At 64.4% G+C, this 21,475-nt stretch carries 17 protein-coding genes; 14 read left to right on the top strand and 3 right to left on the bottom strand.

The window, feature by feature from the left end:
• Nucleotides 1-243: 243 nt before the first annotated feature.
• The 9 genes from mdh to ACVWZ4_RS12805 all read left to right on the top strand — a co-directional run bounded on the left by mdh (nt 244) and on the right by ACVWZ4_RS12805 (nt 11,345).
• Nucleotides 244-1,212: a malate dehydrogenase gene (gene mdh / locus ACVWZ4_RS12765; protein WP_092233999.1), complete on the top strand. Its 969-nt coding sequence runs from the start codon at nt 244-246 to the stop codon at nt 1,210-1,212.
• A 201-nt stretch (nt 1,213-1,413) separates the two neighbouring features.
• On the top strand, nt 1,414-2,610 hold the full coding sequence (gene sucC, locus ACVWZ4_RS12770) for an ADP-forming succinate--CoA ligase subunit beta (protein ID WP_456740426.1): 1,197 nt from the start codon (nt 1,414-1,416) through the stop codon (nt 2,608-2,610).
• A gap of 4 nt (nt 2,611-2,614) precedes the next feature.
• Nucleotides 2,615-3,094, top strand: coding sequence for a DUF1579 family protein (locus ACVWZ4_RS12775; RefSeq protein ID WP_456700298.1), 480 nt, complete (start codon nt 2,615-2,617; stop codon nt 3,092-3,094).
• Nucleotides 3,095-3,130: 36 nt separating this feature from the next.
• Nucleotides 3,131-4,015: a succinate--CoA ligase subunit alpha gene (gene sucD, locus ACVWZ4_RS12780; RefSeq protein WP_008145220.1), complete on the top strand. Its 885-nt coding sequence runs from the start codon at nt 3,131-3,133 to the stop codon at nt 4,013-4,015.
• A 134-nt stretch (nt 4,016-4,149) separates the two neighbouring features.
• The gene (locus tag ACVWZ4_RS12785) at nt 4,150-7,107 is read left to right on the top strand and encodes a 2-oxoglutarate dehydrogenase E1 component (RefSeq protein WP_456700297.1); all 2,958 of its coding nucleotides are present in this window, start codon (nt 4,150-4,152) and stop codon (nt 7,105-7,107) included.
• Nucleotides 7,108-7,273: 166 nt separating this feature from the next.
• The gene (gene odhB / locus ACVWZ4_RS12790; RefSeq protein ID WP_456700296.1) at nt 7,274-8,506 is read left to right on the top strand and encodes a 2-oxoglutarate dehydrogenase complex dihydrolipoyllysine-residue succinyltransferase; all 1,233 of its coding nucleotides are present in this window, start codon (nt 7,274-7,276) and stop codon (nt 8,504-8,506) included.
• Between the two features lie 54 nt (nt 8,507-8,560).
• A complete protein-coding gene (locus ACVWZ4_RS12795; protein WP_456700295.1) occupies nt 8,561-9,322 on the top strand; it encodes an SDR family oxidoreductase in 762 nt (253 codons plus the stop codon).
• Between the two features lie 56 nt (nt 9,323-9,378).
• A complete protein-coding gene (gene lpdA / locus ACVWZ4_RS12800; RefSeq protein ID WP_456700294.1) occupies nt 9,379-10,779 on the top strand; it encodes a dihydrolipoyl dehydrogenase in 1,401 nt (466 codons plus the stop codon).
• 35 nt (nt 10,780-10,814) lie between these two features.
• On the top strand, nt 10,815-11,345 hold the full coding sequence (locus ACVWZ4_RS12805) for a hypothetical protein (RefSeq protein ID WP_456700293.1): 531 nt from the start codon (nt 10,815-10,817) through the stop codon (nt 11,343-11,345).
• Between the two features lie 58 nt (nt 11,346-11,403).
• Here the strand turns inward: ACVWZ4_RS12805 and ACVWZ4_RS12810 are convergent, their stop codons facing one another.
• Together ACVWZ4_RS12810 and ACVWZ4_RS12815 are read right to left on the bottom strand one after the other, a co-directional pair.
• Nucleotides 11,404-11,997 carry a DUF4337 domain-containing protein gene (locus tag ACVWZ4_RS12810; RefSeq protein ID WP_456700292.1) on the bottom strand — a complete coding sequence of 198 codons (594 nt, stop codon included), beginning with the start codon at nt 11,995-11,997 and terminating at the stop codon, nt 11,404-11,406.
• Nucleotides 11,998-12,100: 103 nt separating this feature from the next.
• On the bottom strand, nt 12,101-13,066 hold the full coding sequence (locus tag ACVWZ4_RS12815) for a tyrosine recombinase XerC (RefSeq protein WP_456700291.1): 966 nt from the start codon (nt 13,064-13,066) through the stop codon (nt 12,101-12,103).
• A gap of 111 nt (nt 13,067-13,177) precedes the next feature.
• Here ACVWZ4_RS12815 and ACVWZ4_RS12820 point away from each other — a divergent pair, with 111 nt between their 5' ends.
• A complete protein-coding gene (locus ACVWZ4_RS12820; RefSeq protein ID WP_456736904.1) occupies nt 13,178-15,388 on the top strand; it encodes a primosomal protein N' in 2,211 nt (736 codons plus the stop codon).
• Between the two features lie 217 nt (nt 15,389-15,605).
• Here ACVWZ4_RS12820 and ACVWZ4_RS12825 read toward each other — a convergent pair whose 3' ends face one another.
• Nucleotides 15,606-16,109 (bottom strand): septal ring lytic transglycosylase RlpA family protein, encoded by a 504-nt coding sequence (locus ACVWZ4_RS12825; RefSeq protein WP_456700289.1) that lies wholly within the window; start codon nt 16,107-16,109, stop codon nt 15,606-15,608.
• 646 nt (nt 16,110-16,755) lie between these two features.
• Between ACVWZ4_RS12825 and ACVWZ4_RS12830 the strand changes: the two genes are divergently transcribed.
• The 4 genes from ACVWZ4_RS12830 (at nt 16,756) to atpD (ending at nt 21,412) form a co-directional block, all read left to right on the top strand.
• The gene (locus ACVWZ4_RS12830; protein WP_456700288.1) at nt 16,756-17,316 is read left to right on the top strand and encodes a F0F1 ATP synthase subunit delta; all 561 of its coding nucleotides are present in this window, start codon (nt 16,756-16,758) and stop codon (nt 17,314-17,316) included.
• Nucleotides 17,316-18,845: a F0F1 ATP synthase subunit alpha gene (atpA, locus tag ACVWZ4_RS12835; RefSeq protein WP_456700287.1), complete on the top strand. Its 1,530-nt coding sequence runs from the start codon at nt 17,316-17,318 to the stop codon at nt 18,843-18,845. Before ACVWZ4_RS12830 ends, atpA begins: the two co-directional genes overlap by 1 nt.
• A gap of 178 nt (nt 18,846-19,023) precedes the next feature.
• Complete coding sequence (locus ACVWZ4_RS12840; protein ID WP_456763427.1) at nt 19,024-19,896, top strand: F0F1 ATP synthase subunit gamma; 873 nt, start codon at nt 19,024-19,026, stop codon at nt 19,894-19,896.
• Between the two features lie 82 nt (nt 19,897-19,978).
• On the top strand, nt 19,979-21,412 hold the full coding sequence (gene atpD, locus ACVWZ4_RS12845) for a F0F1 ATP synthase subunit beta (protein WP_456700285.1): 1,434 nt from the start codon (nt 19,979-19,981) through the stop codon (nt 21,410-21,412).
• The last annotated feature ends 63 nt before the right edge of the window (nt 21,413-21,475 follow it).

Raw genomic sequence — 21,475 nt, forward strand, 5'->3', positions numbered from 1 at the left:
TATTTCTATCCTCCCGTCATTCCGGGGCGTGCGCCGGCACGAACCCGGAATCTCGCGCTGCAATTTCCAGATTCCCGGTTCGCCCGCGCAACGGCGCGGGCGCGCCGGAATGACGGCTTAGGGACCGCTGGGCGGAAACGCGGCAAGCCCGACAATTGGGCATCCGCCGACTTGAACGGGGCAAGCGAAAGGGATAACCACCCTCTCAGTTTCCCCTCCTTACGTGTCTAGAGGACAGTTCACATGGCGCGCGACAAGATTGCTTTGATTGGCTCCGGTCAGATCGGCGGAACGCTGGCTCACCTCATCGGCTTGAAAGAACTGGGCGACGTCGTGATGTTCGACATCGCCGAGGGCGTGCCGCAGGGCAAGGCGCTCGACATCGCGCAGTCCTCGCCGGTCGACGGTTTTGACGCGCACTACAGCGGTGCGAACTCCTACGAGGCGCTCGACAACGCCAAGGTCTGCATCGTCACCGCCGGCGTGCCGCGCAAGCCCGGCATGAGCCGCGACGACCTCCTCTCCATCAACCTCAAGGTCATGGAGCAGGTCGGTGCGGGCATCAAGAAATACGCCCCCGACGCCTTCGTCATCTGCATCACCAATCCGCTCGATGCCATGGTCTGGGCGCTGCAGAAGGCCTCGGGGCTGCCGCACAAGAAGGTCGTCGGCATGGCCGGCGTGCTCGACTCCGCGCGCTTCCGCTACTTCCTGGCCGACGAGTTCAACGTCTCGGTCGAAGACGTCACTGCCTTCGTGCTCGGCGGCCATGGCGACACCATGGTGCCGCTGGTGAAGTACTCCACCGTTGCCGGCATCCCGCTGCCCGACCTCGTCAAGATGGGCTGGACCTCGCAGGCGCGCCTCGACGAGATCGTCGACCGCACCCGCAACGGCGGCGCCGAGATCGTCAACCTGCTCAAGACCGGCTCGGCCTTCTATGCGCCGGCTGCTTCGGCCATTGCGATGGCCGAGAGCTATCTGCGTGACAAGAAGCGCGTGCTGCCCTGCGCCGCCTACCTCAACGGCGAATACGGCGTGAAGGACATGTATGTCGGCGTGCCCGTGGTGATCGGCTCCAAGGGTGTCGAGCGCGTCGTCGAGATCGAACTCGCCGGCAAGGACCGCGAGGCCTTCGACAAGTCGGTTGGCGCGGTGCAGGGCCTGGTCGATGCCTGCAAGAAGATCGCCCCCGATCTTCTCGGTCGCTAAAGCCTCAACACTCCCGCCGAGGACCGAAAACCGGTTCTCGGCGGTTTCATTTCCGGGCCCCGGCTAGCCGGGACGGGGTCCGGCCCAAGATTTCCGACATCAGAGAATCCGGGTTGCAGTTGCTGTGGTATATGGTATGCCAGCCACAAGACTGAGGTGGGCCCTGAGGGGTCACCGCCCGCGGGTTCAGGGAGCGACCATATGAATATCCATGAATATCAGGCCAAAGCGCTGCTGAGCGAGTTCGGCGTAGCGATCTCCAAGGGCGTTCCCGTCCTCAGTGCCACCGACGCAGACGCTGCGGCCATGGCTCTGCCGGGCCCGGTCTGGGTGGTGAAGAGCCAGATCCATGCCGGCGGCCGCGGCAAGGGCAAGTTCAAGGAAGCCTCGGCGGGCGACAAGGGCGGCGTCCGCATCGCCAAGTCGGCCGCGGAGGTCTCCGAGTTCGCCAAGCAGATGCTGGGCGCTACCCTGGTGACGGTGCAGACCGGCCCGGCCGGCAAGCAGGTCAACCGCCTCTACATCGAGGACGGCTCCGACATCGACAAGGAGTTCTATCTCTCGATCCTGGTCGACCGCGAGACCTCTCGCGTCTCGTTCGTCGTCTCGACCGAGGGCGGCGTCAACATCGAGGACGTCGCGCACAATACTCCCGAGAAGATCGTGACCTTCTCGGTCGATCCCGCGACCGGCATCATGGGCCATCATGGCCGCACCGTTGCCAAGGCGCTGAAGCTCTCCGGTGATCTCGCCAAGCAGGCCGAGAAGCTCACCGCGCAGCTCTACACGGCGTTCGTCGCCAAGGACATGTCGATGCTGGAGATCAACCCGTTGGTCGTGACCAAGCAGGGCCAGCTCCGCGTGCTCGACGCCAAGGTATCGTTCGACGACAATTCGTTGTTCCGTCATCCCGACGTGCTCGCGTTGCGCGACGAGACCGAGGAAGACCCCAAGGAAATCGAGGCGTCGAAGTACGACCTCAACTACGTTACCCTCGACGGCAATATCGGCTGCATGGTCAACGGCGCCGGTCTCGCCATGGCGACGATGGACATCATCAAGCTCTACGGCATGGCGCCGGCGAACTTCCTCGATGTCGGCGGCAGCGCCAGCAAGGAGAAGGTTGCGGCAGCGTTCAAGATCATCACCGCGGATCCCAATGTGAAGGGCATCCTGGTCAACATCTTCGGTGGTATCATGAAGTGCGACGTGATCGCGGAGGGCGTCACGGCTGCGGTTCGTGAGGTCGGCCTCAGTGTGCCGCTGGTGGTTCGCCTCGAAGGCACCAATGTCGAGCTCGGCAAGAAGATCATCCGCGAATCCGGTCTGAACGTGGTGCCGGCCGACAATCTCGACGACGCCGCGCAGAAGATCGTGAAGGCCGTCAAGGGAGGCTAAGCTCATGGCCCAGGACCATCTCTCCGCGTCGTCTCCACTTGCAGAGCATGCGCGTCTCGCCGCGTTCGCCGGCGAATGGAATGGTGAAGAGGTGGTCTTTCCGTCGCGCTGGACGGAAGGCGGCACCGCCACGTCTCACGTCGTCGCGCGCATGGACCTGAACGGGTTCTACCTGATTCAGGACTCGGTGCAGATGCGCGACGGCAAGCAGAGCTTCGCCACCCACGGCATCTTCACTTACGACCGCGACGACCGGACCTACAAATTGTTCTGGTACGATTCGCTTGGCTACACCCCGCCCTCGCCCGCCTCCGGCGGGTGGGTCGGCAAGACCCTGACGCTGGTGCGCGGCTCGCTCCGCGGCAACGCGCGCCACGTCTATGAGATCATCGACGACTCCTCCTACTCGTTGAAGGTCCAGTTCTCGCCGGACGCGGAAGGCTGGGCTGACGTGCTCACCGGCGTTTACCGGCGCATCCACTGATCCTCTCACTCTGTTAGTTTCGCGAAAGCAGACCTCATGTCCATCCTGATCGACAAGAACACCAAGGTCATCTGCCAGGGCTTCACCGGCAAGAACGGCACCTTCCATTCCGAAGCCGCGATTGCCTACGGCACCAAGATGGTGGGCGGCACCTCGCCCGGCAAAGGCGGCTCGACCCATCTGAACCTGCCGGTGTTCGACACCGTGCGCGAAGCGCGTGAGAAGACCGGCGCCGATGCCTCGGTGATCTATGTGCCGCCGCCGGGTGCGGCGGACGCGATCTGCGAAGCGATCGACGCCGAGATCCCGCTGATCGTCTGCATCACCGAAGGCATTCCCGTGATCGACATGGTGCGCGTGAAGCGCTCGCTGGCCGGCTCCAAGTCGCGCCTGATCGGGCCGAACTGCCCGGGGGTCATGACCGCGGGCGAGTGCAAGATCGGGATCATGCCGGCCAACATCTTCAAGACCGGCTCGGTCGGCATCGTCTCCCGCTCGGGTACGCTGACCTACGAAGCCGTCTTCCAGACCTCGCAGGAAGGCCTCGGCCAGACCACCGCGGTCGGCATCGGCGGCGACCCGGTCAAGGGAACCGAGTTCATCGACGTCCTCGAAATGCTCCTGGCTGATCCCAAGACCGAGTCGATCATCATGATCGGCGAGATCGGCGGTTCCGCCGAGGAAGATGCTGCCCAGTTCCTCAAGGACGAGGCAAAGCGTGGTCGCAAAAAGCCGATGGTCGGTTTCATCGCCGGTGTTACCGCACCTCCCGGCCGTCGCATGGGCCATGCCGGCGCGATCATCTCGGGCGGCAAGGGCGACGCCGGTTCCAAGACCGACGCGATGAAATCCGCAGGGATTACAGTGTCGCCGTCTCCCGCGCGCCTCGGCCATACGCTTGCCGAAAAATTGAAAGGTTAATTCACTTCTTGGTACTTTTCCGGGCGAAGTTTCGCAGCAAATAGGGTAAATGGTGCCCATCGCGTCGAGCCTCTGCCGGGAGCTCGACGCCAGCGCCGTTTGTTTGCGCGAACCGAAATCGCCAGGAACCCAGTATGTCTCGCCAGGACGCGAACGCAGCCTTTGCCCTCTCATCCTTTTTGCAGGGCACCAACGCCACCTACATCGACGAAATCTACGCCCGCTACGAGAAGGACCCGTCTTCGGTCGACGCCGAGTGGCAGGAGTTCTTCAAGAGCCTCAACGACCAGCCGGCTGACGTCCGGAAGAACGCGGAAGGGCCATCCTGGGAGCGCGCCAACTGGCCGCTGACCCCGAAGGACGATTTGACCTCCGCCCTCGACGGCAACTGGGCCGAGGTCGAGAAGGCGGTCGGCAGCAAGATCGCCGCCAAGGCGCAGGCCAAAGGCACCGATATTTCCTCTGCCGATTTGCTCCAGGCCACGCGTGACTCCGTGCGTGCGCTGATGCTGATCCGCTCCTATCGCATGCGTGGTCACTTTCACGCCAAGCTCGATCCGCTCGGCATCGAGGCCCCGCGCAACCGCGAAGAGCTCGACCCGCGCACCTACGGCTTCAGCGAAGCCGATTTCGACCGCAAGATCTTTCTCGATCACGTGCTCGGTCTCGAATACGCCAACTTGCGCGAAATCACCGCGATCTGCGAGCGCACTTACTGCCAGACGCTCGGCGTCGAGTTCATGCACATCAGCAATGCCGCGCAGAAGGCCTGGATCCAGGAGCGCATCGAGGGGCCGGACAAGGAGATCTCCTTCACCCGCGAAGGCCGCCGCGCCATCCTGATGAAGCTGGTCGAAGCCGAGGGCTTCGAAAAATTCTGCGACACCAAGTTCACCGGCACCAAGCGCTTCGGCCTCGACGGCGGTGAATCGCTGATCCCCGCGCTCGAGCAGATCATCAAGCGTGGCGGCAATCTCGGCGTGAAGGAAGTCGTGCTCGGCATGCCGCATCGCGGCCGCCTCAACGTGCTGACGCAGGTGATGGGCAAGGCCCACCGGGCGCTGTTCCACGAGTTCAAGGGCGGTTCGGCCAATCCCGATGCGGTCGAAGGCTCGGGCGACGTCAAATATCACCTCGGCGCGTCCTCGGACCGTGAGTTCGACGGCAACCGCATCCATCTGTCGCTGACCGCCAACCCCTCGCATCTCGAGATCGTCGATCCCGTCGTGCTCGGCAAGGTTCGCGCCAAGCAGGACCAGCACGGCGATCCGCCGGACCAGCGCATCTCGGTGATGCCGCTGTTGATGCATGGTGACGCGGCGTTCGCGGGCCAAGGCGTGGTCGCCGAATGCTTCGGCCTGTCGGACCTGAAGGGCTACCGCACCGGCGGCTCCGTGCACTTCATCGTCAACAACCAGATCGGCTTCACCACCTATCCGCGCTACTCGCGCTCCTCGCCCTATCCGTCCGATGTGGCGAAGATGATCGACGCGCCGATCTTCCACGTCAACGGCGACGATCCGGAAGCCGTGGTGTTCGCGGCCAAGGTCGCGACCGAGTTCCGGCAGAAATTCCACAAGCCCGTCGTCATCGACATGTTCTGCTACCGCAGGCATGGCCATAACGAGGGCGACGAGCCGGCGTTCACCCAGCCGGTGATGTACAAGAAGATCGCGGCTCACCCGACGACGCTGGAGCTCTATTCCCGCCGGCTGGTCAGCGAAGGCGTGATGACCCAGGGGGAGGTCGACAAGGCCAAGGCCGATTGGCGCGCGCGGCTCGATGCCGAGTTCGAGGCCGGCACCTCCTACAAGCCGAACAAGGCCGACTGGCTCGACGGCAAATGGGCGGGCTTCAAGATCGCCGACCAGGAAGAGGATGCCCGTCGCGGCGTCACCGGCGTCGATCTGCCCGTCCTCAAGGACATCGGCCGCAAGATCACCAAGGTGCCGGATGGTTTCCGCGTTCACCGCACCATCCAGCGCTTCCTGGAAAATCGCGCCAAGGCGATCGATAGCGGCACGGGCATCGACTGGGCGACCGGCGAAGCGCTGGCGTTCTGCTCGCTGCTCAACGAGAACCATCACGTGCGTCTGTCCGGACAGGATTCGGAGCGTGGCACCTTCTCGCAGCGCCACTCGGTCCTGATCGACCAGGAGGACGAGAGCCGCTACACGCCGTTCAACCATCTCGGCAACGAGCAGGGCCATTACGAGGTCATCAACTCGCTGCTGTCGGAAGAGGCGGTGCTCGGCTTCGAATACGGCTATTCGCTCGCCGAGCCGAACACGCTGACGCTGTGGGAAGCGCAGTTTGGCGATTTCGCCAACGGCGCCCAGGTCGTGTTCGACCAGTTCATCTCCTCGGGTGAGCGCAAATGGCTCCGCATGTCCGGTCTCGTCTGCCTGTTGCCGCACGGGTATGAGGGCCAGGGACCGGAGCACTCTTCGGCGCGTCTGGAGCGTTACCTGCAGATGTGCGCGGAAGACAACATGCAGGTGGTCTACCCGACCACGCCGGCGAACTACTTCCACGTGCTGCGCCGCCAGCTTCATCGCGAGATCCGCAAGCCGTTGATCCTGATGACGCCGAAGTCGCTGCTGCGTCACAAGCGGGCGGTCTCGCGCCTCGAGGAGCTCGCGAAGGGCACGACCTTCCACCGCATCCTGTATGATGACGCCCAGATGCTGCCGAACGAGCCGATCAAGCTCGTTCCGGACGACAAGATCCGCCGCATCGTGCTGTGCTCGGGCAAGGTCTATTACGACCTCTACGAAGAGCGCGAGAAGCGCGGCATCGACGACATCTATCTGATGCGCGTCGAGCAGCTCTATCCGGTGCCGCTGAAGGCGCTGGTGGCCGAGTTGTCCCGCTTCAAGAAGGCGGAGGTGATCTGGTGCCAGGAAGAGCCCCGCAACATGGGAGCCTGGCACTTCATCGAGCCCTATCTGGAGTGGGTGCTGAACCAGGTGAACGGCGCAAGCCGGCGTCCGCGTTATGTCGGCCGCGCCGCCTCCGCGGCGACCGCCACGGGTCTGATGTCCAAGCATCAGGCGCAGCTGAAGGCGTTCCTGGACGAAGCACTGAGCTGAACTTTTTCGAACTGCGTCATGCCCCGCTTGCAAAAGCGGGGCATCCGGTAAGACGTGACGTCCTCGTGCATGCGAAGCGTCCCGGCTTGCTGGATGGCCTGCTTTTTCGCTGGCCGTGACATCAGGAATTCATGACCGCATAGGCGATCCCCTTAAGGAAAAGACCATGACTGAAATTCGTGTGCCGACGCTCGGCGAATCCGTCACCGAGGCCACCATCGGCCGCTGGTTCAAGAAGGCAGGCGATGCCGTCGCCGTCGACGAGCCCTTGGTGGAGCTCGAGACCGACAAGGTCACCATCGAAGTCCCGGCGCCCTCCGCCGGCACGCTGAGCGAGATCATCGCCGCTGATGGCACCACCGTTGCGGTCGGTGCGCTGCTCGGCCAGATCACTGAAGGCGCGGCCGGTGCCAAGCCTGCGGCAGCGCCCGCCAAGCCTGCGGCAGCGGCTCCGGCTCCCGCCGCTGCGGCTCCGGCCGCGAAGGCGCCGCCGGCCGATGCTCCGCTCGCTCCGTCCGTGCGAAAACTCTCCGCCGAGACCGGCGTCGACGCCTCGACCGTTCCGGGCTCCGGCAAGGACGGCCGCGTCACCAAGGGCGACATGCTCGCCGCGATCGAGCGTGCGGCCTCCGCGCCGACTCCGGTGAACCAGCCCGCTGCCGCCGTGCAGGTGCGCAGCGCCTCGCCGGCCGATGACGCTGCCCGCGAAGAACGCGTCAAGATGACCCGGCTGCGCCAGACCATCGCGCGCCGCCTCAAGGACGTGCAGAACACCGCGGCCATGCTCACGACCTTCAACGAGGTCGACATGACCAACGTCATGGCGCTGCGTGCCCACTACAAGGATGCGTTCGAGAAGAAGCATGGCTCGAAGCTCGGCTTCATGGGATTCTTCACCAAGGCCGTCGTGCAGGCGCTGAAGGATATCCCGGCCGTCAACGCCGAGATCGACGGCACCGATCTGATCTACAAGAACTACTACCACATCGGCGTGGCCGTCGGCACCGACAAGGGCCTGGTCGTCCCCGTCGTGCGCGACTGCGACCACAAGTCGATCGCCGACATCGAGAAGGGCATCGCCGATTTCGGTCGTCGCGCCCGTGACGGACAGCTCAAGATCGACGAGATGCAGGGCGGCACCTTCACCATCACCAACGGCGGCATCTATGGCTCGCTGATGTCGACCCCGATCCTGAACGCCCCGCAGTCCGGCATTCTCGGCATGCACAAGATCCAGGACCGTCCGATGGTCGTCGGCGGCAAGATCGAGGTCCGTCCGATGATGTATCTGGCACTGTCCTACGATCACCGCGTGATCGACGGCAAGGAAGCGGTCACCTTCCTGGTTCGCGTCAAGGAGAGCCTGGAAGATCCGGCACGTCTGGTGCTCGATCTCTGATCCCTGAAGCTCTGGGAGCGCCGTCGCGATCGGTGCGACGGCGCCTGTCGAATCATGGAGGCTGATGTGACGGATAAGGTGGTTGTCATCACCGGCGGCAGCCGCGGTATTGGTCGTGCGACCGCGCTTGCAGCGGCCGCGCGCGGCTATCGCGTCGTGGTCGGCTACGCCAGCAACAAGACGGCCGCCGACGAGGTGGTCGCGCAAATCGAAGCCGGCAACGGCAGGGCGATCGCGGTAAAATGCGATGTCGCTGAAGAGAGCGACATCCTCGATCTGTTCAGGGAAGCCGACAAGCTCGGAACGCTCGGTGCGCTCGTCAACAATGGCGGCATCGTCGGCAAGAGCGGCGTGCGCGTCGACGAGATGTCGGCCGAGCGCATCCAGCGCGTGCTGGCGGTCAACGTCACCGGCTCCATCCTCTGCGCGCGGGAGGCGGTGAAGCGGATGTCGACCAAGCACGGCGGCAAGGGCGGCGTCATCGTCAATCTGTCATCGGTCGCGGCCAAGCTCGGCGCGCCCAACACTTACGTCGATTACGCCGCGTCGAAAGGCGCGATCGATTCCTTCACCACGGGCCTCGGCTACGAGGTCGCAGCCGAAGGCATTCGCGTTGCGGGTATTCGCCCCGGCCTGATCGATACCGACATCCACGCCTCCGGCGGCGAGCCTGACCGGCATCATCGCCTGGCCCATCTGGTGCCGATGAAGCGCGTCGGCACCGCGGATGAAATTGCAAATGCCATCATCTGGCTCATGTCGGACGAGGCTTCCTACGTCACCGCAGCCACGCTCGATGTGTCCGGCGGTCGCTGACGCGCCGGCGGACGCTGACACATCCTCATAACGTTGAAATTACGGGACTTTCTCTCATGGCTACCTACGATCTCGTCGTCATCGGCACCGGACCTGGCGGTTATGTCTGCGCGGTGCGCGCCAGCCAGCTCGGCATGAAAGTCGCCGTGGTCGAAAAGAACGCAACGCTCGGCGGCACCTGCCTCAATGTCGGCTGCATGCCGTCGAAGGCGCTGCTGCACGCCTCCGAAATGTTCGAGGAAGCCGCGCATTCCTTCGCGAAGATGGGCATCAGCGTTTCCGCGCCGAAGCTCGAACTGCCGGCGATGATGAACTTCAAGCAGCAGGGCATCGACGGCAACGTCAAGGGCGTCGAGTTCCTGATGAAGAAGAACAAGGTCGACGTGCTCAAGGGCACCGGCAAGATCCTCGCCACCGGCAAGGTCGAGGTGTCGGCCGACGGCAAGTCGCAGGTGATCGAGACCAGGAATATCGTCATCGCGACCGGCTCGGACATCGCGCGCCTCAAGGGCATCGAGATCGACGAGAAGCGCATCGTGTCCTCGACCGGCGCGCTGTCGCTGGACAAGGTCCCCGGCAAGCTGCTCATCGTTGGCGCCGGCGTGATCGGCCTCGAGCTCGGCTCGGTGTGGAAGCGCCTGGGTGCCGAAGTCGTCGTCGTCGAATTCCTCGACCGCATCCTGCCCGGCATGGACGGCGAGATCGCCAAGCAATTCCAGCGTATCCTCGAGAAGCAGGGCTTTGCGTTCAAGCTGGGGGCCAAGGTCACCGCGGTCGACACCTCGGGCAAGACGCTGAAGGCGACGATCGAGCCCGCCGCCGGCGGCCCCGCCGAGACTGTCGAGGCCGACGTCGTGCTGGTCTGCATCGGCCGCGTGCCCTACACCGATGGTCTCGGTCTGAAGGAGGCCGGCGTTGCGCTCGATCAGCGCGGCCGCGTGCAGATCGATCCGCATTTCGCCACCAGCCTGAAGGGCGTCTATGCCATCGGCGACGTCGTCGCGGGCCCGATGCTCGCCCATAAAGCCGAGGATGAAGCTGTTGCGGTCGCGGAGATCATCGCAGGCCAGGCCGGCCACGTGAACTACGACGTGATCCCAGGCGTCGTGTATACCACCCCGGAAGTGTCCTCCGTCGGCAAGACCGAGGAAGAGCTGAAGCAGGCCGGCGTCGCTTATACCGTCGGGAAGTTTCCCTTTACCGCCAACGGCCGCTCCAAGGTCAATCAGACCACTGAGGGCTTCGTGAAGATTCTCGCAGATGCGAAGACCGATCGCGTGCTCGGCGTGCACATCATCGGCATCGAGGCCGGCGAAATGATCCACGAGGCCTGCGTTCTCATGGAGTTTGGTGGCAGTGCGGAAGATCTCGCGCGCACCTGCCACGCGCATCCGACCCGCTCCGAGGCCGTCAAGGAAGCCGCGCTTGCAGTCGGCAAGCGGGCCATCCATATGTAGGATCGCGCCTGGAGCCAAATCCGGCGGGACATCACATGCTGCGCCGCCTTCTTCAACCGGTCTGGGTCCTGCTCGCGATCATCTTCCTGATCGAAGCCTGGCTGTGGGATCATCTCGAGCCTGTTGTCGCGCGGGTCGTGGCACTGATCCCGCTCGCCCGGTTCAAATCATGGCTGGCAGAGCGCGTCGACGCGCTGTCGCCTGCGATGACGTTGATCGTCTTCGCGGTCCCGATCATCCCGCTGTTTCCGCTCAAGCTGGTCGGCCTGTGGCTGCTCACGCATGAATACTGGACCAGCGCGGTCTTCACGATCCTGTTCGCCAAGATGCTCGGCGTCGGTGTCACCGCCTTCGTCTTCGACGTCACGCGCGACAAGCTTCTGGAGATGCACTGGTTCGAGCGGCTCTACGAAATGGTCCTGCGGCTGCGCGCCAAGGCGACCGAGCTGGTCGACCCGGTCAAGCGCCGCCTCCGCGAGCTGGTCACCGGCAACGGAGAAGGCTGGTCCTCCCGCACGCTTCGCCTGATCCAGCGTTTTCGCAAAAGCGTGCACGAGGCGCGCTGAGCTGCTTTCATGCCCCGGTCAAGCCGGGGCATGACAGTGGTGTGTGTGGCGGTCCTGCTCACCCGTGCAGATGCAGCAGATGCGGCGCCCATGCGCCGAGCACGGTCATGCCGAGCCCTGCGAGCGTCAAGAGGCCGGCGATCCAGGCCAGCGGCAGCATGCCGGTGATGATCGTGGCGGATGCCAGCACGATGCCGATCTGGAACGCCGCCGACGCCAGCTCGAAGTGATGGTATTTCGCGGTCGCCTCGTCGCGCTGGTGCTCGGCTTCCTTGGCCTTCTCGGAGAGCTGCTCGGTGCCTTCGCCGGTCTCGGGCTCGGAGCGGTAGCGCGCCGCGGTCTTCTGCCAGTCGTCGATCTGCTTCTGCACCGCGGCCTTCATGGCCTCGTCGCCGGTGCTGCCGAGCGTCAGCTTGCCCTGTTCGGCGGCGGTCTGCACGACGGTGCGGCGGATGCTCTTGGCCTGGAAGAACGCCCAGAGGTTGGAGGCCTCGACGTTCTTGCTGATCGATTCGGTCTGCGCGCCTTTGCCGAGCGTTTCCGAGATCGCCAGGAACAGCGCCAGCACCGCGATCAGCAGGGCGATCTTCTTGTTCTCGCCGGATGCGTGCTCGGCATGCTCGGCCTGCTCCATGCTTTCGTGTGCGCTCATGAATCCCCCTCCTGTTCGGTTCCGCAACGATTGACCGAACCGCGCGGCCTGCGCAAGAGGCATGCTTGCGATGACAGCTTGATGTCAGGAACTAGCGAACTCTTCAGCGCCTTGGATGCGCGCTGGCATAGACTTCCAGCAGCCGCTCGGAATCGATCCCGGTATAGATCTGCGTGGTCGAGAGCGAGGAATGACCGAGCAATTCCTGAATGGCGCGGAGATCCCCGCCGCGCGAGAGCAGGTGCGTTGCGAAGGAGTGACGCAGCGCGTGCGGCGTGGCGCTGTCGGGCAGGCCGAGGGCACCGCGCAGCCGTTCCATCGCGAGCTGGATGATGCGCGGGCTGAGCGGCCCGCCGCGCGCGCCGACGAAGATCGGCCCTTCCGGAGGCAGCGCATGCGGGCACATCGCGGCATATTCGTCGATCAGCGCGAGCACATTTTGCAGCACCGGCACCATGCGCGTCTTGTTGCCTTTGCCTGTCACGACCAGCACGTCGCCTTCGCCGGCCTTCGGCACCTCGCGTCGCTTCAGCCCGAGCGCCTCGGAGATGCGCAGGCCCGAGCCATACAGCAGTGCCATCACCGCAGCGTCGCGCACCAGGATCCAGGTCTCGCGATCCTCGCCGGCGCGCTCGTCGGCATCGGCCAGGCGTTTTGCAGATGCCATCGGCAAAGGCTTCGGCAGCGTCTTGGCGACCTTCGGCGCGCGGATGGCGGAGAGCGCGCCGACCTTGCCTTTGCCTTCGCGTTCGAGGAAGCGGCCGAACGAGCGCAGGCCCGCCAGCGCGCGCATCAGCGAGCGGCCGGCAATGTCGTCGGCGCGCCGCATCGCCATGAAGGCGCGCACGTCGGTCGCTTCGAGCGAGGCAAAGCGGTCCAGCGTGACACGCTCGCCCCAGTGGCTGCACAGGAAATCCAGGCACTGCCTGAGGTCGCGGCCATAGGCTTCCAGCGTCTTCGGCGACAGCCGTCGCTCGGCGCCGAGATGCGACAGCCAGCGCGCCATCTCCTGCGCGATCGAGCAATCGGCGCTGGCGAGCTCGAGTGGTGGGGGGACCGGTTTGCTCATGCGCTCTGGACGGAATGATTCCGCACAGTATATCGCATCATACACGTTTACCGTTCGCTAAGGCGGACCCGGGGCGATAGCCTCAAAGCCCCCGAGGTTCCGATTCTCTCCATGGATCATACGTCGCGCAGCACGACCGTCCCCGCCAACGCGACCCGCATGGTCGACGTGCTGGTGCCTGTCGCGCTCGACCAGACCTATTCCTACAAGGTGCCGCGCGGCATGGAGCTGAAGGCCGGCGATCTCGTCGGCGTGCCGCTCGGGCCCCGTGAGGTGCTCGCCGTGGTCTGGGGCGAAAACGCCAATCCCGATCCACGCCTGCATAACCGCCTCAAGGAGGTCAGCGAGAAGCTGGACGTTGCGTCGCTCAAGGGGGAGCTGCGTTCGGTCGTCGACTGGGTGGCCAATTACACGCTGAGCCCGCGCGGCATGGTGCTGCGGATGTGCCTGCGCATGGGCGAGAACCTCGGTCCCGAGCGCGTCCGCGCCGGCGTGCGGCTAACAGGTGATCTTCCGCGGCGGCTGACGCCGTCGCGTCAGCGCGTCATCGAGCTGCTGTCGGACCGGCTGCTGCACGGCAAATCCGAGACTGCCAAGGAAGCCGGCGTTTCCGCCGGCGTGATCGACGGCCTCGTCGACGAGGGTACGCTGACGGTCGAGCCGATGCCGCCGCCCCCCCCGCCGCCCGCGCCCGATCCTGAGTTCGGCCGTCCCGATTTTTCGCCGCTCCAGCGCGCCGGCGTCGATGCGATGCGCGCGCTCGCGGCTAACGGCACCTTTCATGTCGCGCTGCTCGACGGCGTCACCGGCTCCGGCAAGACGGAGGTCTATTTCGAGGCGGTTGCGGAAACGATCCGCCGCGGCAGGCAGTCGCTGATCCTGATGCCGGAGATTGCGCTGACCGGCCAGTTCCTCGACCGTTTCGCGCAGCGCTTTGGCGTGCGCCCGATCGAATGGCATTCCGAACTCACACCGCGCACCCGCGCGCGCAATTGGGCCGCGATCTCCGAAGGCACCGCGCCGGTCGTGGTCGGCGCGCGCTCGGCGCTGTTTCTGCCCTACGCCAATCTCGGCCTCATCGTCGTCGATGAAGAGCACGACCAGGCCTACAAGCAGGACGAGGGCGTGCACTACCACGCCCGCGACATGGCGGTGGTGCGTGCGCATATCGCCAAGATCCCGATCGTGCTGGCGTCAGCGACGCCGTCGGTCGAATCGGAGGTCAATGCGCGCAAGAACCGCTATCAGCGCATCGCGCTGCCGTCGCGCTTCGGCGGCCAGCACATGCCTGAAATCGAGGCCATCGACATGCGCCGCGAGCCGCCCGCGCGCGGCCGCTACATCTCGCCGCGGCTGGCCGGAGAGATCAGAAAGGCGATCGAGAAGCGCGAGCAGGCGCTGCTGTTCCTCAATCGCCGCGGCTATGCGCCGCTGACCCTGTGCCGCGGCTGCGGCCATCGCTTCGCCTGCACCATCTGCGATGCCTGGCTGGTCGATCACCGCTTTCGCCAGCGGCTGGTCTGTCACCATTGCGGCTTCTCGATGCCGCGCCCCCCGACCTGTCCGCATTGCGCAGCGGAGGAATCGCTGGTGGCGGTTGGCCCCGGCGTCGAGCGCTTGCAGGAGGAGGCGGCGGCGCTTTTCCCTGACGCGCGCACCATGGTGCTGTCGAGCGATCTCATCACCTCGATCGAGACGATGCGAAGTGAGCTAAACGACATCGCGGAAGGCCGCGTCGACATCATCATCGGCACGCAGCTCGTCGCCAAGGGCCACAATTTTCCGCGGCTGAATCTCGTCGGGGTCGTCGATGCGGATCTCGGCCTCAGCAACGGCGATCCGCGCGCGGCGGAACGGACCTGGCAATTGCTCAATCAGGTGATCGGCCGTGCCGGGCGCGAGCAGGGCCGTGGCGTCGGCTATCTGCAAACGCATCAGCCGGATCATCCCGTGATGAAGGCGCTGATCGCCTGCGATCGCGAGGCTTTCTACGACAGCGAGATCGATCTGCGCGAGAAGACGCTCTATCCGCCGTTCGGACGCCTCGCCAGCCTGATCATTTCCGCGGGCGATCGTCCGAGCGCCGAAGGCCTCGGCCGCCAGCTCGTGGCACGCGCGCCGCGCGACGAGCGCGTGGTCGTGCTCGGCCCCGCCGAAGCCCCGCTCGCCGTCATCAAGGGCCGCTACCGCTTCCGCATCCTGGTGAAATCGGCGCGCGGCTTTGATCTCTCGGATTATTTGCGCAACTGGCTGGCGGTGTGTCCGAAGCCGAAGGGCAACCAGAAGCTCGAGGTCGACGTCGACCCGCAGAGCTTTTTGTGAGCCACAAGGCACACTGCGCTCCCTCCGCCTTGCGGGGGAGTGCGGGGAAGAGGGGTGGCCCCGCAAATGCTGTGCGTGAGGGGGAGGGAACGCAGCTGTGCGTGTCGTCAAAAATGCCCCAGCAAAAAGCCCGCGGTCCCCCAAGACCGCGGGCTTGTTTCACGCGCGCATCAAACCGATGAAAACTGCGCGTGTGGGCTGAGGCGCGAGATCGCCGCTACGAGATCACTTCCGCGGTGACGCGGCCGACGCCGGCGCCGGTGAGGCCGATGGCCCGGGCAGCGCCAGTGGAGAGGTCGAGCACGCGGCCGCGCACGAACGGGCCACGGTCATTGATGGTGACGATGACGCTCTGGCCGCCATGGGTGACGCGCAGCTTGGTGCCGAACGGCAGCGAGCGGTGCGCCGCGGTGAGGGCGTTCTGGTTGAAGCGCTGGCCCGAAGCGGTGCGGCTACCGGATTCGTTGCCGTAATAGGAAGCCATGCCGGAGAAGCTGCGGCCGGTACCCTGCGACGGCGTCATCGACGCATTGGCGTTGCGCCAATCGAAGCCCGCGTTGGCCTCGGCCAAGGCCTGGTGGTGGTGGTGAGAACCCCTGTGGTGATGCCTGGATTTGGCGGAAGCTTCGGTGGCAGTTCCACCGACGATGAGAGTTGCAGCGACGAAAGCGATCGCCGTGCGCGGCCGGGTCGCAGTGCCCAGCGTCTTCAAAGACAGCATTTAGTGGTCCCTACGCTAGTATTGCCACATATGTGGCTAGTGGAGCCCCCATCAGTTTGTGAGCGGGTTGGCGTTTCGATTCCTAATGAGGCGTGAATTGGGCAGTAAATCCGTTCCGTGTCGTCGTGAAATATCTTGTGATCTGAATCGATATTCAGCCGAAGTTCCGTAATCTTTCACTTTAACGATTCTTTAACCAAGTTATTACTTAGCTATACTGTAAAACGAAGTTGTTAAACTTCCTGTTTAGAATTGGGTAAGTATTCGGCGGCCGCGATCGGCGGGGCCGAAGTCACGACTCAGCGATCCGTGTTCATGGCGGGTATGCGCTGAGGGCGGGAACGAATGCGCGCGTTGCCGACGAACGGCGCCCGGCAGCCCGTAGCCTGGCAGCTCAGGTCAGGCGGTCGCAGCCGCGTCTCGAACTGCGACGAACGGCCGACAGAACCTCATGCCTTTAATTTGGCGTCATGTTGCACGTGCGCGCCTGCTATGTTAGCAAAGCCGCGATTTTAACGGACCCGGCACGTCCCCGTGTCGGCCGAGAATCAAAGTCCCGCTTGAATTCCAAGGGCTTGGATCGCTAGGCGCCGCGTTGTGGCGACGGTTTTCCCCTTGCGAGTTTGACAGCACAAAGAGCGCGTCGGTGGCAGCAGAAGATACGTCGGTTTCAGGTGTGTCCGGCCGTTATGCAACGGCCTTGTTTGAACTCGCCCGCGACCAGAAAGTGGTCGACGAGGTCAAGGCCGATCTCGACAAGTTCGAGGCTCTGCTGAACGAAAGCGCTGATCTCAAGCGCCTCGTCCGCAGCCCGGTTTTTGCGGCTGACGCCCAGTCAAAGGCCCTTTCGGCGGTGCTGGACAAGGCGGGCATATCAGGCATTTCCGCCAATTTCCTGAAAGTGCTGACCGCCAACCGCCGCCTGTTCGCGGTGGCCGACGTCATCCGCGCCTATCGCGCCCTCGTCGCCAGGTTCAAGGGCGAGGCGACGGCGGATGTCACGGTCGCGGAAGCGCTCTCGGACAAGAATCTCGACGCCCTCAAGGTTGCCCTGAAGTCGGTGACCGGCAAGGACGTCGCGCTCAACGTGAAGATCGATCCCTCGATCATCGGTGGCCTCGTCGTGAAGCTTGGCAGCCGCATGATCGATAGTTCGCTTCGCACCAAACTCAATTCGATCAAGCACGCGATGAAAGAGGCAGGCTGATGGACATCCGCGCCGCGGAAATTTCCGCGATCCTCAAGGACCAGATCAAGAATTTCGGCCAGGAAGCTGAAGTCTCCGAAGTCGGACAGGTGCTGTCCGTCGGCGACGGCATCGCCCGCGTCTACGGTCTGGACAATGTCCAGGCCGGCGAAATGGTCGAATTCGAGAACGGCACGCGCGGCATGGCGCTGAACCTCGAAACCGACAACGTCGGTGTCGTTATTTTCGGTGCCGACCGCGAGATCAAGGAAGGCCAGACCGTCAAGCGCACCCGCGCCATCGTGGACGCGCCGGTCGGCAAGGGCCTGCTCGGCCGCGTCGTCGACGCGCTCGGCAACCCGATCGACGGCAAGGGCCCGATCCAGGCCGACAAGCGCATGCGCGTCGACGTCAAGGCGCCCGGCATCATTCCGCGCAAATCGGTGAGCGAGCCGATGGCGACCGGCCTCAAGGCGATCGATGCCCTGATCCCGATCGGCCGCGGTCAGCGCGAGCTGATCATCGGCGACCGTCAGACCGGCAAGACCGCGATCGCGCTCGACACCATCCTGAACCAGAAGCCGCTCAACGCGCAGCCCGACGAGAACATCAAGCTGTACTGCGTCTACGTCGCGGTCGGCCAGAAGCGTTCGACGGTTGCCCAGTTCGTGAAGGTGCTCGAAGAGCAGGGCGCGCTCGAATACTCGATCGTCGTCGCCGCCACCGCCTCCGATCCGGCGCCGATGCAGTACATCGCGCCCTTCACCGGCTGCACCATGGGCGAGTACTTCCGCGACAACGGCATGCACGCGGTCATCATCTACGACGATCTGTCCAAGCAGGCCGTCGCCTACCGCCAGATGTCGCTGCTGCTGCGCCGGCCGCCGGGCCGCGAAGCCTATCCGGGCGACGTGTTCTATCTGCACTCCCGCCTGCTCGAGCGCGCGGCGAAGCTGAACAAGGACCAGGGCTCGGGCTCGCTGACGGCGCTGCCCGTCATCGAAACCCAGGCCAACGACGTGTCGGCCTACATCCCGACCAACGTCATCTCGATCACCGACGGTCAGATCTTCCTGGAAACCGACCTGTTCTTCCAGGGCATCCGCCCCGCGGTGAACGTCGGTCTGTCGGTGTCGCGCGTCGGCTCCTCGGCGCAGACCAAGGCCACCAAGAAGGTCGCCGGCAAGATCAAGGGCGAGCTCGCGCAGTACCGCGAAATGGCGGCGTTCGCGCAGTTCGGCTCCGACCTCGACGCCTCGACCCAGCGCCTGCTGAACCGCGGCTCGCGCCTGACCGAGCTGTTGAAGCAGCCGCAGTTCTCGCCGCTGAAGATGGAAGAGCAGGTCTGCGTGATCTGGGCCGGCACCAACGGCTATCTCGATCCGCTTCCGGTCAGCAAGGTGCGCGCGTTCGAGGACGGGCTGCTGTCGCTGCTGCGCGGCAAGCACGTCGACATCCTCAATGCGATCCGCGACAGCCGAGACCTCTCCGACGACACTGCTGCCAAGCTGAAGTCGGTGGTCGAAGGCTTTGCGAAGAGCTTCGCGTAATTAACAGCCGATATGGCCGGGCTAAAGCGCGAAGCGCGTCTTCGCAAATGATGTCCCGGCCATCCACGCGTTTCGGCTTGCAAGATAGAACGTGGATGCCCGGGACGAGCCCGGGCATGACGACTGGGATAGGCTAGTGGCTTGACCGTCTGGGTCGAACCGCCGGGGTGAACGAAGAATGGCGTCACTTAAAGACATGCGCGTGCGCATCGCCTCCACCAAGGCGACGCAAAAGATCACCAAGGCCATGCAGATGGTCGCGGCCTCGAAGCTGCGACGTGCGCAGACCGCGGCGGAAGCGGCGCGTCCTTATGCCGACAAGATGAGCGCCGTCATCTCTAACATCGCCAGCGCCGCGGCAGGTTCGCCCGGCGCGCCGGTGCTGCTGGCCGGCACCGGCCGCGACCAGGTTCATCTGCTGCTGGTTTGCACCGGCGAGCGCGGCCTGTCGGGCGCCTTCAACTCGTCGATCGTGCGTCTCGCCCGCGAGCGCGCCTTGGCGCTGATCGCCCAGGGCAAGGACGTGAAATTCTTCTGCGTGGGCCGCAAGGGTTACGAGCAGCTCCGCCGGCAGTTCGACAAGCAGATCGTCGAGCATCTCGACCTGCGCAGCGTGCGCCAGCTCGGCTTCGTCAATGCCGAGGATATCGCCAAGAAGGTTCTGGCGCGGTTCGACGCCGGCGAGTTCGACGTCTGCACGCTGTTCTACTCGCGCTTCCGTTCGGTGATCGCGCAGATCCCGACCGCCCAGCAGATCATCCCGCTGGTGGTCGAGGAGGACTCGAGCGCCAACACGACGCCTTACGAATACGAGCCCGAAGAGGACGAGATTCTCACCCGTCTTCTGCCGCGCAACCTCGCTGTCCAGATCTTCCGCGCGCTGCTCGAGAACAACGCCTCGTTCTACGGCGCTCAGATGAGCGCGATGGACAACGCGACGCGCAACGCCGGTGAGATGATCCGCAAGCAGACGCTGGTCTACAACCGCACGCGTCAGGCGCAGATCACCAAGGAACTGATCGAAATCATCTCGGGCGCCGAAGCCGTCTAGCAAAGACGCATCGGCACTCGTCAAACCCAACATCCCGGTCGGTTGACCGTGGTCTACAAGTTCGGATCGAAGGAGACATTCAATGGCAGCCCAGCTCGGTCGCGTCACCCAGGTCATCGGCGCCGTCGTCGACGTGCAGTTCGAAGGCCACCTGCCGGCCATTCTCAACTCGCTCGAGACCAAGAACGGCGGCAATCGCCTGGTGCTCGAAGTCGCTCAGCATCTCGGTGAGTCCACCGTCCGCACCATCGCGATGGACACCACCGAAGGTCTGGTTCGCGGCCAGGAAGTGACCGACACCGGTTCGCCGATCCGCGTTCCCGTCGGTGAAGGCACGCTCGGCCGCATCATCAACGTCATCGGCGAGCCGATCGACGAAGCCGGTCCGGTCAAGGCGGAAGGCCTGCGCGCGATCCACCAGGAAGCGCCGACCTACACCGACCAGTCGACCGAAGCTGAAATTCTCGTCACCGGCATCAAGGTCGTCGATCTTCTTGCTCCGTATGCGAAGGGTGGCAAGATCGGCCTGTTCGGCGGCGCCGGCGTCGGCAAGACCGTGCTGATTCAGGAGCTGATCAACAACGTCGCGAAGGCGCACGGTGGATACTCCGTGTTCGCCGGCGTCGGCGAGCGGACCCGCGAGGGCAACGACCTCTATCACGAGTTCATCGAGTCCAAGGTCAACGCCGATCCGAAGAATCCGGATCCGAGCGTGAAGTCGAAATGCGCGCTGGTGTTCGGCCAGATGAACGAGCCCCCGGGCGCCCGCGCCCGCGTCGCGCTCACGGGTCTGACCATCGCCGAAGACTTCCGCGACCAGGGCCAGGACGTGCTGTTCTTCGTCGACAACATCTTCCGGTTCACCCAGGCCGGCTCGGAAGTGTCGGCGCTGCTCGGTCGTATTCCGAGCGCCGTGGGTTATCAGCCGACGCTCGCGACCGACATGGGCGCGCTGCAGGAGCGCATCACCACCACCCAGAAGGGTTCGATCACCTCGGTGCAGGCCATCTACGTTCCGGCCGACGACTTGACCGACCCGGCCCCCGCGACCTCGTTCGCGCATCTTGACGCAACCACCACGCTGTCGCGCTCGATCGCCGAAAAGGGCATCTATCCGGCGGTGGACCCGCTCGACTCGACCTCGCGCATGCTCTCCCCGCTGGTCGTCGGCGAGGAGCACTACGCGGTGGCCCGTCAGGTTCAGCAGGTGCTGCAGCGCTACAAGGCGCTCCAGGACATCATCGCCATTCTCGGCATGGACGAGCTTTCGGAAGAGGACAAGCTGACCGTGGCCCGCGCCCGCAAGGTCGAGCGCTTCATGTCGCAGCCGTTCCACGTCGCCGAGATCTTCACCGGTTCGCCGGGCAAGTTCGTCGACCTCGCCGACACCATCAAGGGCTTCAAGGGCCTGGTGGAAGGCAAGTATGACCACCTGCCGGAAGCCGCCTTCTACATGGTCGGCACCATCGAAGAAGCCGTCGAGAAGGGCAAGAAGCTCGCCGCTGAAGCGGCTTAAGAAGCGAATGGCGAATGGGGAGTCGCGAATAGTTTCGCTGCTCCTTTTCGCCACTCGCTATTC

It is taken from the genome of Bradyrhizobium sp. USDA 4472 (genome assembly GCF_054058595.1).